Raw genomic sequence first — 16,628 nt, forward strand, 5'->3', positions numbered from 1 at the left:
ATCAGCACCGCCGGCATCCGTGGCCTGAACAGCGACCAGTTCGCAGCCCTCACCTCGGACCAGGTGGCATCGCTGACGACCGCGCAAGTGGGCGCACTGACGACCACCCAGCTGTCTTCGCTGAGCTCCGACTCGCTGAACGCGCTGAGCACCGCCCAGTTCGCGATCCTGTCGACGACGCAAGTGGCTTCGCTGACCTCCGACCAGATCCCGCACCTGGAATCGTCGGACCTGCGTGCCATCAGCACCTCGGCCATCGCCAACATGAGCACGGCGCAGATCGATGCGCTGAGCTCCGACCAGATGGGCCAGCTGACGGTGGCCCAGGTGGCGGCGATGACGACCGCGCAACTGAGCAACCTGGTCACCGACGACCTGAACGCCTTCGGCACCGCGCAGTGCGCGGCGCTGTCGACGGCCCAGGTGACGTCGCTGACGGCCAGCCAGATCGCCGGCCTGCAATCCGACGACCTGCGTGCGCTGACCACCGCGCACTATGCGGCACTGACCACGGCCCAGGCGCATGCGCTGACGACCGACCAAATGCCGAACCTGGAATCGGCCGACCTGCGCGCGCTGAGCACCAACGCGATCCGCGCGCTGGACTCCGACCAGCTGGCGGCGCTGACCTCCGACCAGATGGCGGCACTGACCACCGGCCAGGTGGCGGCGCTGACGGCCAGCCAGGTCGGCACGCTGACCACGGACGACCTGAACGCGCTGACGACCAGCCAGTTCGCGGTCTTCTCGTCGGCCCAGGTGCAGACGCTCACCTCCGACCAGATGGCCGGCCTGCAGACCGACGACCTGCGTGCGCTGAGCACCGCGGCGCTGCGTTCGCTGAGCACCGCCCAGCTGGATGCGATGGGTTCCGACCAGTTCGGTGCGCTGACCACGGCGCAGGTCGCTTCGCTGACCACGACGCAGATCTCCAGCCTGTCGAGTGACGACCTGAACGCGCTGACCGGCACGCAGTTCGCGGCGCTGACCACGGCGCAGTCGGCTTCGCTGACGGCGTCGCAGATCGGCACGATGGCCACCGACGACCTGCAGGCGCTGACCACGGCGCACTATGCGTCGCTGTCGGCGACCCAGGTGCTCGGCATCACGACCGACCAGATCTCGGTGATCGAGACGCAGGACCTGCGTGCGCTGACCTCGACCTCGCTGCGCGCCCTGACGGATGCGCAGCTGGGCGAACTGACCACGACGCAGCTCTCCTCGCTGGGCGGCCAGGTCAGCAACCTGACGACCTCGCAGATCTCGCACTTGGCCACCGACGACCTGAACGCGTTCACCGCCTCGCAGTTCCTGGTGATGAACACGGCGCAGATCCAGTCGCTGACGGTCACGCAGATCGGCAACCTGGAAACCGCGGACCTGCGTGCACTGAGCACGGCCGCGATCCAGTCGCTGACGACCGACCAGGTCCAGGCCATCACGACCGACACCTTCCAGGCGCTGAGCGCGACGCAGATCGCCGCGTTCACCACCGCCCAGGTGCATTCGCTGACGACCGACCAGGTCATCGCGCTGACGACCACGCAGACGATGGCGCTGGAGACCCAGGACATCGCGGCGATGTCGATGACGCAGATCGCGGCCTTCGAAGGGCAGGACATCGCGGTGATGTCGTCACCGCAGCTGGATGCCTTCATGGCGGCCTCGCCGATCGTGCTGGACCTGAACGGTGACGGCGTCTCGACGGTGTCGGCGGCGCACGGCGTCAACTTCGACCTGAACGCCACCGGCCATGCCAACAAGGTGGGCTGGGCCTCTTCGACGGACGGCATCCTGGTGATGGATCGCAACGGCGACGGCAAGATCAACGACGGCACCGAGCTGTTCGGCGTCGCGACCGTGAAGGCCGACGGCACCCGCGCCGGCAACGGTTACGAGGCCATGAAGATCGAGGACACGAACCACGACGGCAAGCTGAGCGCCACGGACGCGAACTTCGACAAGCTGAAGGTGTGGGTCGATGCCAACCAGGACGGCATCTCCGAGGCGGGCGAGCTGAAGGGCCTGGCCGATTTCGGGATCGTCTCGCTGGACCTGCATGCCGCGAGCGGCACGACGGTGCAGAACGGCAACCTGCTGGGCCTGGTGTCGAGCTACACGACGGCCGACGGCGCCAAGCACGACATGGCGGACGTGTGGTTCGGCAAGGCCGCGGCGACCGATGCCACGGCAGCCAAGGAACTGCCGGTGCAGCTGGCCGATGTGCTGGCGGCGCCGACGGCCGACGTGCTGGGCGGCAGCAGCGCCCCGACGGTGGCGGCGACGCAGACCACGGCGCATGCCGCGGTGCACGTCGACCACAAGCTGCTGGCCGACGACGAGCACCTGAAGAACATCGGCCCGCTGATCTGATCACGGCAACCGATGGCGCGGCACGCACTCCCTGAAGTGCGTGCCGCGCAGTCACGCGAGTCACCCGCACCCCTGAACGCATGAAATTCGGCTTCGTCAAGTGGTTGGTGAGCAAGCTGCTGCCCTCGGCCTGGCGGGACCTGTTCTCGTCCGACGGCGGCAGCGGCGGCTCGACCGCGCCGACGACGCCGGCCACCCCGACGTCCAGCACCGGCGCGCTGACCGATGCCCAGGTGCAGGCGCTGACGACGGCGCAGATCGCCGGCATGACGACGGCCGAGCTGAACGCGCTGACGACCGCGCAGTTCGCGATGCTGTCGGCGACGCAGGCGGGTGCGATCACGACCACGCAGGCGGCCAACCTGGAGACGGCCGACCTGCGCGCGCTGACCACCGCCGCGATCCGCGGCTGGAGCAGCGCGCAACTCGCGGCGCTGACGACGCAGGAGATCAGCCTGCTGACCACCGTGCAGGTGGCGGCGCTGACGCCGGCGCAGATCGCCGCGCTGTCGACCACCTCGCTGAACGCGATGACGACGGCCGAGTTCGCCGCGCTGAACAGCGCGCAGGCCGCGGCGTTGACCACGCAGCAGATCTCGCACCTGGAGAGTGCCGACCTGCGGGCGCTGACCACGGCGGCGTTGCGCGGAATGTCGGCCGCGCAGCTCGACGCACTGACCACCACGCAAGTGACGCAACTGAGCACCGCCCAGCTGGGTGCGCTGACGACCGCGCAGTTCGACGGGCTGCTGCCGACGCAGATCGGCGCGCTGACCACCGCGCAGGTCGCCACGCTGACGGTGGCGCAGGTGGCGATCCTCGGCACCGACGACCTGCAGCAGATGTCGACGCAGCAGTTCGCCGCCCTCAACTCGGCGCAGGCCGCGGCGTTGAGCGGCGCGCAGCTGGCCGCATTGCCGACGGCCGACTGGGCGGCGCTGACGACAGCGGCGATCCGCAGCATCGACCCGACGGCGCTGGCCGCGGTGACGACCGATGAGATCGCCGCGCTGACCACCGCACAGGCCTCGGTGTTGAATTCCGCGCAGATCGCAGCGCTGTCGACCGACCAGGTCGCGGCGATCGAGACGGCCGACCTGCGCGCGCTGAGCTCGGCCGCGTTCCGTGCCCTGAGCGCGTCGCAGATCGACGCGCTGACCTCGATGCAGCTCGCGGGGCTGACCAGCGCGCAGATCGCATCGCTGACGCCGGCGCAAGTGGGCTCGTTCAACACCGACGACCTGACGGCGCTGAGCACGGCGCAGTTCGCGGCGCTTTCGTCGGCCCAGGTGGCGGCCTTGTCGGCCACGCAGGTGGCAGCGCTCGAGACGGCGGATTGGGCGGCGATCAGCACCGCCGCGATCAAGGGGCTGGCGGCCAGCTCGGTCGCCACGCTGACGACCGCCGAGATCGCCGCGCTGACGACGGCCCAGGCCGCTGCGCTGACTGCCACGCAGGCGGCGGCGTTGACGCCCGAGCAGATGCTGGCGCTGGAGACCAACGACCTGCGCGCGCTCAGCTCGGCCGCGTTCCGCGCACTGACGCCGGCGCAGGTGGAGGCGCTCGGCTCCGACCAGTTCGCGGCGCTGACGACGGCGCAGATCGGGTCGCTGACCGGACCGCAGATCGGTGCGCTGCACACCGACTACCTGAATGCGCTGACGACCACGCAGTTCGCCGCGCTGTCGACCGCCCAGGCGGCCGCGCTGACGGCCACCCAGGTGGCGGCGCTGGAGACGGCCGACCTGGCGGCGCTGAGCACCGGTGCGGTGCGGGCGCTGAGTGCCGCTGCGGTGGCCGCGCTGACGACCGACGAGATCGTGGCGATGAGCGCGGGGCAGTTCGCCGCGCTGACCAGCGCGCAGGCGGCGGGGCTGGATRCGTCGCAGGTGGCGGCGATGCAGCCGGGCGATCTTCGGGCGCTGGGCACGTCGGCTTTCCATGCGCTGGGCAGCGACCAGATCGCGGCCTTGAACACCGGCCAGTTCGTCGCGCTGTCGACGGCGCAGATCGTTGCGCTCGGCACCGAGCAGATCGCGGGCTTGAGCACCGACCACATCGCCGCGCTGACGACGGCGCAGATGGTGGCGATGGAGACGGCCGACATCGCCGCGATGTCATTGCAGCAGGTGGCGGCCTTCACGCCGGAGGACATCGGCGTGATGTCGGGCGCCCAGATCTCGGCGCTGCTGTCGGTGACGCCGATCGTGCTGGACCTGGCGGGCACCGGCATCCACACGACGTCGGCGAGCCAGGGCGTGAACTTCGACATCGCCGCGACGGGCAGTGCGGCGCGCAGCGGCTGGATCGCCGAGGGCTCGGCGCTGCTGGCGCTGGACCGCAACCACGACGGCGCGATCAACGACGGCAGCGAGCTGTTCGGCATCGGCACGCGGCTGGCCGACGGCACGCGTGCGGCCAACGGCTACGTCGCGCTGGCGCAGCTGGACGGCAACCACGATGGCGTGGTCAGCGCCGCGGACGCGAACTTCAAGGACCTGCGCGTGTGGGTGGATGCGAACCACGACGGCAAGACCGATGCGGGCGAGCTGAAATCGCTGGCCGACGTGGGCGTGGTGTCGCTGGACCTGCATGCACTCGCCGGGACGGCGGTCGACCACGGGAACCTGCTGGGCCTGGTGTCGAGCGTGACGATGAGCGATGGCTCGCAGCACCAGATGGCGGATGTGTGGTTCGCGAAAGAGAAGAACACGGCGCCGGCGGTGCAGCTCAGCGAGCTGCTGGCGGCGCCGGCCGGCGAGTTGCTGGCGCATGACGCTGCACCGCCGTCAACCACGGTCGCCGCGGCGGCTCTCAGCGCGGAGCAGCAGCGGCTGCTGGTCGAGGACGCGCAGCGCCACGGGCCGCTGATTTAAATCCCCTGCGGGGCAGTCCGCGGGTCTATGCTTGGCAGGCCCCAGCAGCACGGAGCCCGCGCCATGAAGCTGAATCTGAAACTCCCCCTGGCCTTCGGATTCACGCTCGCCCTGCTGCTGCTCGCGGCGCTGTTCGGCATCCGCCAGCTCGACCGCTCCCTCGCCGCCTACGACACCGTCATGCAGACCTACGTGGCGCACGAGCGCGCGGCGGCGGCCTTGGAGAACTCGTTCAAGACCCAAGTGCAGGAGTGGAAGAACACGCTGCTGCGCGGCAAGGATCCGCAGCAACTCGAGCGCTACTGGGGCGCGTTCCAGAAGGAAGAGAAGTCGGTGGCCGATGGCGCGGCGCGGCTGCGCGACACCTTGCCGGACGGCGAGACCCGCACGCTGGTCGAGCGCTTCCTGCAGGCGCATGCCCGCATGGGCGAAGGCTACCGGCAGGGTTACGCCGCCTTCACCGCGGCGGGCTTCGACCCGGCGGCCGGCGACAACGGTGTCAAGGGCATGGACCGCGAACCGGTGAAGCTGCTCGGCGACGCGGCGCAGCGCATTGCTGCGGAGAGCGCCGACATCGCAGCGCGCGCGGCGGCCGACGGCCGGCGGGCGATCCGGCTGAGCCTGGCGGTGATGTTCGGCGTGACGCTGCTGGGCGTGATCGTCGGCATCGGCGTGAGCCGGATGATCGTGCGCCCGCTGAACCAGGCGGTGGAGGTGGCCCAGGCGGTGGCCGGCGGCGACCTGACGGTGGCCGTGCGTCCGCGCGGCCGCGACGAGACCGCGATGCTGCTGACGGCCCTGGCCGAGATGCAGCAACAGCTGACCCGGCTGGTGCGCGGCGTGCGCGCAAATGCCGAGGGCGTTGCGACCGCCAGCACCGAGATCGCGCAAGGCAACAACGACCTGAGCCTGCGCACCGAGCGGCAGGCCGCGGCGCTGCAGCAGACCGCGTCGTCGATGGACGAGCTGGGCGCGGCGGTGCGGCAGAACGCCGACAACGCGGCGCAGGCCAGCCAGCTGGCGTCGGGTGCGAGCGGCGTGGCGCAGCGCGGCGGCGAGGTGGTGACCAACGTCGTGCAGACGATGAAAGGCATCCACGACAGCTCGAACCAGATCGCCGAGATCGTCGGCGTGATCGATGGCATCGCGTTCCAGACCAACATCCTGGCCTTGAATGCCGCAGTGGAGGCGGCACGCGCCGGCGAGCAGGGCCGCGGCTTCGCGGTCGTGGCCGGCGAGGTGCGTGCGCTCGCGCAGCGCAGCGCGGCAGCCGCGAAGGAGATCACCGCGCTGATCGGCACCAGCGTCGAGCGCGTGGCCCAGGGCAGCACGCTGGCCGACCAGGCCGGCTCGACGATGGACGAGGTGGTGGCGGCCATCCGCCGCGTGACGGACCTGGTCAGCGAGATCAGCGTGGCGACCAGCGAGCAAAGCACCGGCGTCTCGCAGGTCGGCACCGCGATCGCGCAGATGGATCAGGCAACGCAGCAGAACGCCGCGCTGGTGGAGGAAAGCGCGGCGGCGGCGGAGAGCCTCAAGCTGCAGGCGCAAAGGCTGGTGGAGGCGGTGGCGGTGTTTCGGTTGCCGGGGGTAGCGCAGAGTTGAAACGTCCACGCGGTCGAGTTGAGTGTGACTGGCGTTCCTGACACACGTGTCATTGGAACGCTCGCAGCGGATGCGTCACCTATGTGCACCGATGTTTACGAGACGCGCCATGCTGACTCCCTRCACTCAAACTGCTGGACTGTCCCCACTTCATTCGACTCGAGAGCCCACCAATTCGAATGCAAATCCGCTGGAAACCGATATTGCCGACCGCATTCATCAATGCCGCTCGGCAGCGCAAGTAGAGGGATCGCGACACTCATTCCGGCAGAGGCACGAGGAAAGAATCAAATCCTTGGTCGACGGCCTTGCCGTCAACACGCTGTGTCGGAGTGTTCTTGAATCTGCGCTTCATGACGGAGTACTGGACCTGCGCGCGCTGCCCACATCGATTCTCGACAAACTTCCTGCTGATCTCTGGAACGAATGGCGAGCCCTGGCGCTGTCGCAGGGACACGGCATGCAAGTGCGTACGACCGACCGCCGTAGAGGCTTCAGACACGCAACACCTGTCACGCTCCATCAGACCGACAAGCCACCTTTACGATCATTGTCACTGACGGCTGCCTCTTCCCACTTCGCCCGGGCAAGCCATCGCCCCCCCTGCGTTGCACCCACAGAAACAAGAGTCGCACCTGCAACACTTTCCATACTCAAGGCGGTCATTGTGGCAAACGATTGGGCAGAAAAGGTGCTCTATCGCGGAATCGCAAACTTGCGCGGCAGAAGATCAATGCCCGACCATCAGTTGGGCGAACGGATTCTGGCCGCAAGCACCCGAGAAGTGAGGGCAATCTTTGAGTCGTATACGAACAAACGAGATTTGACCATCCTCAACCAGGTCTGTCCGATAAATGCAAAATTTGGCTTTGGAAATTGCGGGGAGCTGAATCGTCTTGTTTTTCTGAAGTTGGCCGCTTTGCTTGAGGAAGGAAAGATCCCGGCCGACGTCATCATTCTGCACGGTCATATCGCGTACGATGACTCGCACGTCTTCAATATTCTCGCTCCACTCGAAGCTATGCAACGCGGATGCGTCGAAGATATCGTGATCGCAGACGCCTGGAAGGAGACCCCTATTCCGCAGGTTCTTGCAGGACTTCCAGAGGAATGGGGGAAATTCGTCGACAACTTCTCGGGTTGGAGTGAATCCACAGGTCATCACAGTGAATTCTCAGCATTCTTTGTCTATAAAAAAGAATGCCGCGACACGTTCAGCGCGCTGAGTCTGGTGAACAGGATTGATCAAATGAGCGAGTCGGAAAGGTTTTCAGATGGCGAGGCAGCCAACCTTCCGGATCGCCAAGACAATGAGCCATACAGATACTATGATGCGCCAACGGATTTACCCCTTTTCTCCAGTCAACTGGCTCCGCCCATATTCACCGATGGTTCAGAACGCCTTACCACCGATAAATTTGATCTCAACAGCTATTTCTGTCGAAAATTTTCAAAGCATGTCGATGGAAAAATCGGGCACAAGGAAGATTTTTCAACTGCGCTCCATCACCTATTGTCGGGCAACGCAGATCCTTTGATCAGGTGTCTGGACGCATACGAGTTCCCTGCAGATAGTATGGCATATCACGCCATTGGCCTGATTCGCCTTGGAATTGAAGGCGCAACTGAACAGCTAACCGCTCTCGCATGCTTGCTCAACCATTGCATCAACTCCGGAATAACTCGAAAGGCTGTTTGGTACCTGCACCTCGCCGAGGAACTTCTTGAAAAAATTGATGAAAACAAGATCGAGAGTTTTCCGGGAGCCGATTTATTCTCCTTCGAGACGCATTGCCCTCAAACCTGTCGCCTCGAAGCGCACGACTTTCTCAAAACTACGGAGTCTTTCAAGGTGATGGCGTCGCTCGCCGGGCTCGGGTGGAAAATCAAGCGCTGCACAAGGCTGTCCCCAGAGAATTTGAGCCCATCTGTTCGCGATGAACTCCGGCTCTTGATGTTCCGAATGATCTCAAGAAATAACATTGACGGCCTCGATCTCTTCGAGGCAATCATCGGTACAACAGGCATCCTTGAAGCAGACGAAAATATAGTACTGGTTGCCGCCCGGCTGAAGAACTGGGAGTTCGCGCTTTCTGCACTTGACAACAGCGTTGATGTCAATATGCCCCATGAGGGTGGCAGCATCTTCGCCTTGGCGATAACTCAAAGGGAAACCCACGCGGTACGTCAACTCCTGTCCCGCGCCGACATAGATCCGAATCGAGAACAACTGTCGGGCAGGAGGCCACTGGAGATCGCGATATCCAAGAATGCTGTTGACATAGCGAAGATGCTGTTCGAACGCAACGACATCTTCCTCACCCCTGCGATCACGAAAGCTGCGGCGGGGCTCGGTTTGCAGCCCCAAAGAAACTGAAGTGGCTGCATCAGCATCAATACATATCCGCCAACCGCAACGTATGCGCATTCCTCGAATCATCCACCGCCCGCACCACATGCCGCTCGTCGGCAATGGTCTGGAACAGGTCGATGCCCTTCGGGGCCTTGCCGCCCGCATCCTGGTCGCCACGGTACGAGATGCTTGAACGGGGCTGCCCGTTCATCATCTCGCCGTTGCACAGCGACAGGAACTCCCATGACGCCATCCGCGCCCCGGCCGCCCAGGCGTCGCCGTCCTGGATGTCGCCGTCGTCCACCGCCCGGCACATCACCGACATGTAGCCGCTGTCGACCCCCGGCGCGAAATTCGCCGGGTTCACGTCGGAGTGCGGGCAGTAGTAGCAGTCGATCGGCACCATCTTGAAGAAGCGGATCAGCGATTCCAGCATCGGCACCGAGTGGTACCAGAAGGTGTTGGTCTCGCGCTGCAGGTTGCCGCGGTGGTTGTATTCCAGCGTGTGGCCCTCGCGGCGCATCACGTTGGTCGACACGATCATCAGCCCGTTCTTCTTCAGCAGCGGCCGGATCCCCGCCAGCACGTGCATCGGCGAGAACACGTGGTACAGCACGCCCGACAGGTTGATGAAGTCGAAGCCGCCCTCGTCCTTCAGCTTCACGCTCAGGTCGTACAGCAGGCCGATCTGCCGGAAGTCGAAGTTCGCGCCGTAGATCGTCTTGATCGCGTTCATCTTCTTCTCGCAGTGCGGCAGCGCATCCGTCGCCAGCACGCGCTTCGCACCCTGGCGCGTCATCAGCGTCGGGATCAGGCCCTCCATGCTGCCGATGTCCAGGCAATCCATGCCCTGCAGGTTCGCGTTGCGCAGCAGCATGCGCGGCATCATCGGCACGCGCGGCATGTGCGTGCCCTTCGTGATCAGCCCCGGCGCGAGCTCGACGTTGTAGTACCACCAGTCGTTGGCCACCGATGCGATGAGTTCGTCGTGCATGTTCTCGTCTCCTGGTTTGTTGTTCACGGGTTTGTCGATTCCACCTGCCCGACGATCACCGCCGGGTTGCCGGCAATCACCGACAGCGGCGGTGCATCGAACTTCGGCGGCACCACCGTGCCGGCCGCGATCACGCTGCCGCGCCCGATGCGGCAGCCTTTCAGCAGCGTCACGCGGCTGCCGATGAAGACCTCGTCCTCGATCACCACCGGCCGCGGCTGCTGGTCCGGCAGGTGCCGCTGGCCGAGCGCGAGCTGGTGCGCGTTCGAATCGAGCACCTGGAACTCCGAGCCGATCAGGCAGCGCTGGCCGATGCGGATCGCCGCCCCTTCGGACACGATCACCGCGCGGTTGTTGATCACCGTGCCGTCGCCGATCTCGATCAGCGATTGCGGCGTGCGCGCCTCGATGTAGCTGCAGCCGTAGCTGCCCGGCGAACGCGGCACGCCGAACACCACCGTCGGCGCGAGGCGGATGCGGCCGGTGCCCTTGAACACCGTCGGCGTCATCAGGTTGACCGTGCGCGCAGCCGACGGCTGCTCCGGCGCCTGCAGCACCTCGACGATCGCCTTGTCGGACACATGGAAGAAGTAGTGCACCAGCAGCGCGCGCACCCAGCTCTCGAGCTCGAACGGGTTGCTCTTCGAGATCCAGGCCTTGWAGCGGTCGAGCTTCAGCATCATCGCGGCGTGCTCGCAGGCCTGCTCAGAAGCCGTGCGTCGCGAGGAAGTCGTTCCAGGCGGCGATGAAGCGCTCCTCGGCACCGGCCGCGCCCGCTGCCAGCTCGGGCAGCAGCGTGCAGAACGGCTGCATGTCGGGCTGGCTGCCGTAGCGCAGGTTCAGCGCCGGCTGGATGATGCGGCAGCACTGCTGCAGCAGCTCGCCGCTCAGGCGGCCGGTGCGGTGCCCGCCGACCGCCAGCGCGACGAAGCCCAGGTGCGCACCCTTCATGAACGGGCTGTTCACGTTCGACGAGTTCTGTCCCGCGCTGATGCGGRAGTAGCCCAGGTGATCCTGGATGTGGCACAGCGGGCGGCGGATGCTGGCCGCGACGAACGCGCCCAGGTCCCACAGCCCGGCGTACGACACGTCGCCGAGCGCAGGCTTCAGCAGCAGGTCGGCACAGTCGGCGCGGAAGATCGCGTTCGAGAACTCGCCGAAGTAGTTCTTGCACTCGGCCACCGTGCTCATGAACATCACGTCGTCATTCAGCGCGATCATGCGGCTCGCGTTGTGCGCGATCGCCGCCGGCACCGGCTGGCCGGTCATCGGCTGCCCGGCCTCGTTGGCCACCCAGCGGCGGCTCACCGAGCACGAGAAATCGGCCGAGCTGTGCGCCACCAGGTGGCGCTCGTAGAACTCGGGGTACATCACGTCGTCGTCGAGCATGATGTGCAGCAACTCGGAGCGGCCGTTCCACAGCCGCACCAGGTGCTTCAGGTTCTCGTAGGCACCGTTGCGCGGCCCCTCGTGGAATTCGATGTCCAGCCCCGCGCGCAGCTGCGAGAAGGTCTCGGAATGGAAGACCTCGCGAAACTCGCCGTGCGGGCTGTCGTCGGAAATGATCACCTGCTGCGACGGCCGCGTCTGGTAGCGCAGCGAGTGCAGCAGGTCGTGGATGTAGCGCGTCTTGTAGGCCGGGATGACGGTGGTGATGTTCATGGATCAGCCCAGCGCCTCGAGTGCATTCCGCACCGCGCCGATCACCTCTTCGGTCTGCTCGCCCGTCTGCGTCGGGCCGATCGGCAGGCTCAGCACCTGCGCATGCATCGCCTCCGAGATCGGCAACGCGCCTGCCTTCAGGCCGAGCGAGGCATAGGCCGGCTGCAGATGCGGCGCAACCGGGTAGTGGATGACGGTGCCGATGCCGGCATCGGCCAGGCGCTTCGCGAGGGCGTCGCGCTGGCGGTGCCGCACGACGAACAAATGCCAGGCCGGTTCGGCCCAGCTCGGCACCTGCGGCAGCACCAGCTCGAAGCCGGCGAACGCCTGCAGGTAGCGCTGCGCGATCGCCGCACGGTGCCGGTTGTCGGCCTCCAGCTTCGGCAGCTTCACGCGCAGCAGCGCGGCCTGCAGCTCGTCGAGCCGCGAGTTCCAGCCGATCACCTCGTTGTGGTACTTGACCTTCGAGCCGTAGTTGCGCAGCTCGCGCAGGCGCGCGGCCACGCCTTCGTCGTGCGTCGTGACGGCGCCGCCGTCGCCGAGCGCGCCGAGGTTCTTGCCCGGGTAGAAGCTCCAGGCCACCGCATCGCCGTGCGCGCCCAGGCGCTCGCCCTTGTAGCGCGCGGCATGCGCCTGTGCGCCGTCCTCGACGACCTTCAGGCCGCGCCGGCGTGCGATCTCGAGGATCGGCGACAGGTCGGCCGGCTGGCCATACAGGTGCACCGGCATGATGGCCTTGGTGCGCGGCGTGATGGCGGCCTCGATGCGCGCCGGGTCGATGTTGTGCGTGCGGTCGTCGGGCTCCACCGGCACCGGCGTCGCRCCGACGTGCGTCACGGCCAGCCAGGTCGCGATGTAGGTGTTCGACGGCACGATCACCTCGTCGCCCGCACCGACCTCCAGCGCGCGCAGCGCCAAGCTCAGCGCCTCCAGCCCGTTCGCGACGCCCACGCAGTGCGCCGCGCCGCAGTAGGCCGCGTACTCCTGCTCGAAGCGCTTCAGCTCGTCGCCCATGATGTACCAGCCCGAATCGAGCACGCGCTCGAAGGCGGCCACCAGTTCGGCGCGCTGCTGCAGCTGCACGGACTTCAGGTCGAGGAAGGGAACCATGTCAGATGCTCACCTTGAGAGGGTCGGGCAGGAAACGGGCATAGCGCTTCATGGCCTCACGGATCGCCGCGTTCACCAGCGTGTACTCGATCTCGACATCGTCCTGCGAGACCCGCTGGGCGCCGAAACGCTCGTGGAAGGCGCAGACGCGCTCATTCGCGAGGTTGACCTGAAAGTGCGCATTCGTAAAGCCCAGGGTATCGAGGGCATACGCGTACACCATCAGCGCCGACTCGATCGCGGCCGACGACGGGGCGGCGTCCGACAGGATCCAGCTGCCCCAGCAGAAGCTGCTCTGACCGTCGATCACTCGGGCGTCGTAGAGCCGCACCGTGCCGAGCTTGTCGCCGGCCAGGGTCTCGATCACGAAGTAGGCCTCGCCGTCACGCTGCGCATAGGCGGCCAGCCAGGCCTGCTGGTCGGCCAGCGCGCCCGAGGTGCGCGACAGGTGGCGCGACTTCACTTCGTCGGTGCGCAGCCCGAGGATGAACTCGGCGTCGTCGACCGCCGCGTCCCGGAAGACCAGCGTCTTGCCCTGCACGCGCCTGGCCTTGCCCAGCCGCGGCGCGGTCATTTCGCGGCAACCAGGTCGGTGAAGACGCCGTAGTCGCGGATGTAGTCCGCGGCGTCGTAGTAGTCGGAGGCGAACACCATCAGCATCGCGTCCGGCGAGTACTTGTACTGGATGCCCCAGGTCATCGGCGGCAGGTACAGCCCGCGCTGCGGCGAATCGAGCACCACCTCGACGCGTCGCGTGCCGTCGTCGGCCACCACCGCGCAGCTGCCCTTCAGGCAGATCAGGAACTGGTGGCAGCGGTGGTGCGCATGCTCGCCGCGGATCTCGCGGCTGGGCACGCCGAACACCATGAAGTAGCGCAGCGGCTTGAACGGCACGTGGCGGTCGAACTCGCCCACCGTCAGGTCGCCGCGCAGGTCGCGGATCACCGGGAAGTGGTGCACCGTGACGCCGTGCACCGGCGTGGTCTCGATCTTGAATCCGTTGGCCGCGCTCGGCACGTGCACCGCGCTGGCCGGGCCCTTGTCGGTGTCGACATAGCCGACGATGGCGGCCGGGTTGCCTTCGACGATGGCGCCGGGCGGCACCGAGCGCGTGACGACCGAGCCGGGGCGCACGACCGCCTTGGCGGCGATCGTCAGGCCGCCATAGATGGTGGAGTTGGCGCCGATCCAGGCCTGGCGGCGCACCGTGGTGCCGATCGGCTCATGGCCTTCGGCCTCGACGAACACGACGTTGGCGCCGATGTGGCAGCCGGCGTCGATCGTCACGCCGCGGCAGATGTGGGCGCCGCTCTTGACGACGCAATCGCCGTGCACGTGGGCCTCGGGGTCGATGAAGGCCTGCGGGTGCAGCGCGAGCGGCGCCAGCAGGCTGGTGTCGTTGGTTCCCATGGTGTCGGTGTCTTTCCGTGTGGACCGGGATCAGAGGAGGTTCATTGCAGCCAGGCGCCGATGCCCAGGCCCAGCGAGCGCAGCAGCGCATTCGCCTGCTCGCCGTCGTACAGCGCATTCACGTAGGCGACGCGCAGGCCGTAGTGGTCGCCCTCGGCGGCCATCACGTCGAACAGCGAGCGCCGGCCGAGCTGCTGCCATTGCTGCAGCGTGAAGTTGCGCACCCGGTCGCTGTCGCGCAGCACGCTGATGACGCGCTGCGCGCGGTCGAAGGCCGACGTGGCCTGCTCATGCACCTCGGCCATGCGGAACTTGCGGGCTTCCAGCGCGTCGGCGCGTTGCAGGCGGGCGGCCTCGGCGCGCTTGCGGGCGGCGAGGGTCGAGTAGTCGTTGCTCGCGTTGTAGAGCGGGATGTTGAAGCTGACGCCGGCCGACCAGTTGGTGCCGTCGCCGGCGCCCTTGGCCTTGCTGCCGCCCACGGTCCAGTTGACCTGCGGCTTCTGCCCGGCCACCACGGCGTTGGCATAGCTGTCGGCGGCGGCGGCCTGCTGGTCGAGCTGGGCGATCTCGGCGGCGCGCTCGGCCTGCGCCTGCAACTCGGGCAGCGGCGGCACGTCGAGCAGCACCGACGACAAGCCCTCGGTGCCCGGCAGGCCGTCGCCGACGAAGCGGCGAAGCTTGACCTCGATCTGGCGCACCATCGACAGCGTCTGCACCTGCTGCAGGTCGGCCTGCTGCTGGTTCTTCTGCGCCTGCACCAGCTCGCTGGTGCGGCCCTTGTCGGCGCGCACGATGGTTTCCAGCGCCTCGACCAGGCAGCTCATCTTGCGCGAGTACTGCTGGTAGACCTGGGCCTGCATGCGGTAGCGGCTGCGGTCCATGGCCAGCGACACCGTCGTCAGCGCGACCTGTTCCTCGGCGCTGATCTGGCCCAGGCGGGCGGCCTCGGCCAGGTGGCTGCGCCAGTCGGTGAGCTGGGTGATGCGGCCGCCGTCGAACAGCGGTGCGGTGACGCTCAGGCCGACACGGGCCTGGTTGCCGCTGACACTTTCGGTATTCGGGCCGGAACTGCCGACCCGGCCGAGCGTGCCGCTCAGACCGGCCTGCGGACGGCGTGACATGCGGGTTTCGTCGACATCGGCGGCGGCGGCTTCGGCCAGCAGCCTGGCGGCGCCGATGGATTGGCTGCGCCGCAGCGCCTCCTGCACCATCGCCTGCAGCGTGGCGCGCGGGCCACCGGCATCGCCCGCCAGCGGCCTGGCGCCGTAGCTGACCCCGGGCTCCATGCCTTCGTCATCGATGCAGCGGGCGACCGCAGGCAGCGCGACGGCGGTGGCCACCAGCACGCCGGCGAGGCGCAAGGTGAAGGACGGGTGGACAGTCATGGGGACAGGCTCCTGGGAACGGGGGGCCACATGGCTTGCGGCACCCTGCCAGTACACCCCGTGGACGCCCGGTGCGATGGCCGGAAAATGACCCGGTTTCGAGGCCAGTTCCTGCTCCCGGAGGGCGCTTTGCACCATAGACGGGGCCTTGCCGGCTTGCCTACCCTTGCCGACTTCTTCATATCGGCAACCGGAGCACCCTCGCATGGCAACCAAGACAGGCACCTTGGCCGCGGACTCTCTCGCAGGCACCACCGGTGCCGATACCCTTCTCGGCCTCGATGGCAACGACACCCTCACCGGCGGCACCGGCAACGACGTCCTCGACGGCGGCCTTGGCAGCGACACCTACAACTTCGCCACGGGCGACGGCCAGGACATCATCGCCTCCACCGAAGACGCCGCCGCCGGCAAGACCGACACGCTGGTGTTCACCAACCTGGCGTCGAGCAAGGTCCAGTTCTCCCGCTCYGGCACCTCGCTGATCGCCTCCGTCACCGGCTCCACCGACTCCATCACCGTCAACGACTTCTTCCGCGACGACAACCCGCTCAACAGCTACAACCCGCTGCAGTCGGTCAAGTTCACCGACAAGACCCTGGGCATCGACGACATCCTCGCGGCGGTCTACAAGGGCACCACCGGGAACGACACGCTGGTCGGCACCCTCCGCAGTGAAACGATCACCGGCGGCGCCGGCAACGACACCATCACTGGTGGCAAAGGCAACGACACCATCACCGGCGGCCTCGGCGGCGACTTTTACAACTTCGCCAACGGCGACGGCCAGGACACCATCGCTTCCACCTACGACACCACTTCCGGCAAGACCGACACGCTGGTGTTCACCGATCTGAAGC

The 16,628-nt window shown here is 66.8% G+C and carries 12 protein-coding genes; 5 read left to right on the forward strand and 7 right to left on the reverse strand.

The annotated features are described in order from the left end of the window. The 4 genes from AC1D12_RS07010 to AC1D12_RS07025 form a co-directional block, all read left to right on the forward strand. Positions 1 to 2,373, forward strand: a 2,373-nt coding sequence (locus tag AC1D12_RS07010) for an SPM autocatalytic domain-containing protein (RefSeq protein ID WP_490363540.1), incomplete at its 5' end; no start/stop codon positions are given. An 80-nt stretch (positions 2,374 to 2,453) separates the two neighbouring features. Beyond that, positions 2,454 to 5,249 (forward strand): SPM autocatalytic domain-containing protein, encoded by a 2,796-nt coding sequence (locus AC1D12_RS07015; RefSeq protein WP_477839573.1) that lies wholly within the window; start codon positions 2,454 to 2,456, stop codon positions 5,247 to 5,249. Between the two features lie 63 nt (positions 5,250 to 5,312). Beyond that, positions 5,313 to 6,854: a methyl-accepting chemotaxis protein gene (locus tag AC1D12_RS07020; protein ID WP_477827651.1), complete on the forward strand. Its 1,542-nt coding sequence runs from the start codon at positions 5,313 to 5,315 to the stop codon at positions 6,852 to 6,854. Positions 6,855 to 7,149: 295 nt separating this feature from the next. Beyond that, the gene (locus tag AC1D12_RS07025; protein ID WP_477839575.1) at positions 7,150 to 9,231 is read left to right on the forward strand and encodes an ankyrin repeat domain-containing protein; all 2,082 of its coding nucleotides are present in this window, start codon (positions 7,150 to 7,152) and stop codon (positions 9,229 to 9,231) included. A gap of 16 nt (positions 9,232 to 9,247) precedes the next feature. Here AC1D12_RS07025 and AC1D12_RS07030 read toward each other — a convergent pair whose 3' ends face one another. From AC1D12_RS07030 to AC1D12_RS07060, 7 genes are read right to left on the reverse strand one after another with little or no spacing between them, the layout of a single operon-like run. Then, positions 9,248 to 10,201, reverse strand: a complete 954-nt coding sequence (locus AC1D12_RS07030; protein WP_156151721.1) for a class I SAM-dependent methyltransferase — start codon at positions 10,199 to 10,201, stop codon at positions 9,248 to 9,250. Between the two features lie 23 nt (positions 10,202 to 10,224). Next, positions 10,225 to 10,884, reverse strand: coding sequence for an acyltransferase (locus AC1D12_RS07035; RefSeq protein WP_477839577.1), 660 nt, complete (start codon positions 10,882 to 10,884; stop codon positions 10,225 to 10,227). 22 nt (positions 10,885 to 10,906) lie between these two features. Next, positions 10,907 to 11,863, reverse strand: a complete 957-nt coding sequence (locus tag AC1D12_RS07040) for a glycosyltransferase family A protein (protein ID WP_477839579.1) — start codon at positions 11,861 to 11,863, stop codon at positions 10,907 to 10,909. 3 nt (positions 11,864 to 11,866) lie between these two features. Continuing rightward, positions 11,867 to 12,973: a DegT/DnrJ/EryC1/StrS family aminotransferase gene (locus AC1D12_RS07045; protein WP_477839580.1), complete on the reverse strand. Its 1,107-nt coding sequence runs from the start codon at positions 12,971 to 12,973 to the stop codon at positions 11,867 to 11,869. 1 nt (position 12,974) lies between these two features. Then, positions 12,975 to 13,547: a GNAT family N-acetyltransferase gene (locus AC1D12_RS07050; RefSeq protein ID WP_477839583.1), complete on the reverse strand. Its 573-nt coding sequence runs from the start codon at positions 13,545 to 13,547 to the stop codon at positions 12,975 to 12,977. Next, the gene (locus AC1D12_RS07055) at positions 13,544 to 14,383 is read right to left on the reverse strand and encodes a WxcM-like domain-containing protein (RefSeq protein WP_477839585.1); all 840 of its coding nucleotides are present in this window, start codon (positions 14,381 to 14,383) and stop codon (positions 13,544 to 13,546) included. The genes AC1D12_RS07050 and AC1D12_RS07055 overlap by 4 nt, the downstream gene beginning before the upstream one ends. A gap of 41 nt (positions 14,384 to 14,424) precedes the next feature. Further along, positions 14,425 to 15,768 (reverse strand): TolC family protein, encoded by a 1,344-nt coding sequence (locus AC1D12_RS07060; RefSeq protein ID WP_465114448.1) that lies wholly within the window; start codon positions 15,766 to 15,768, stop codon positions 14,425 to 14,427. Positions 15,769 to 15,973: 205 nt separating this feature from the next. Here AC1D12_RS07060 and AC1D12_RS07065 point away from each other — a divergent pair. Continuing rightward, a partial coding sequence (locus AC1D12_RS07065) for a calcium-binding protein (protein WP_477839587.1) occupies positions 15,974 to 16,628 on the forward strand: 655 nt, incomplete at its 3' end.

Source organism: Rhizobacter sp. P1_G5, from assembly GCF_056405435.1.

Bases quoted from the DNA above. Each gene is read 5' to 3' on its own strand.
- AC1D12_RS07020 (WP_477827651.1), top strand. From the start codon at position 5,313: ATGAAGCTGAATCTGAAACTCCCCCTGGCCTTCGGATTCACGCTCGCC.
- AC1D12_RS07055 (WP_477839585.1), bottom strand. From the start codon at position 14,383: ATGGGAACCAACGACACCAGCCTGCTGGCGCCGCTCGCGCTGCACCCG.
- AC1D12_RS07060 (WP_465114448.1), bottom strand. From the start codon at position 15,768: ATGACTGTCCACCCGTCCTTCACCTTGCGCCTCGCCGGCGTGCTGGTG.
- AC1D12_RS07030 (WP_156151721.1), bottom strand. From the start codon at position 10,201: ATGCACGACGAACTCATCGCATCGGTGGCCAACGACTGGTGGTACTAC.
- AC1D12_RS07050 (WP_477839583.1), bottom strand. From the start codon at position 13,547: ATGACCGCGCCGCGGCTGGGCAAGGCCAGGCGCGTGCAGGGCAAGACG.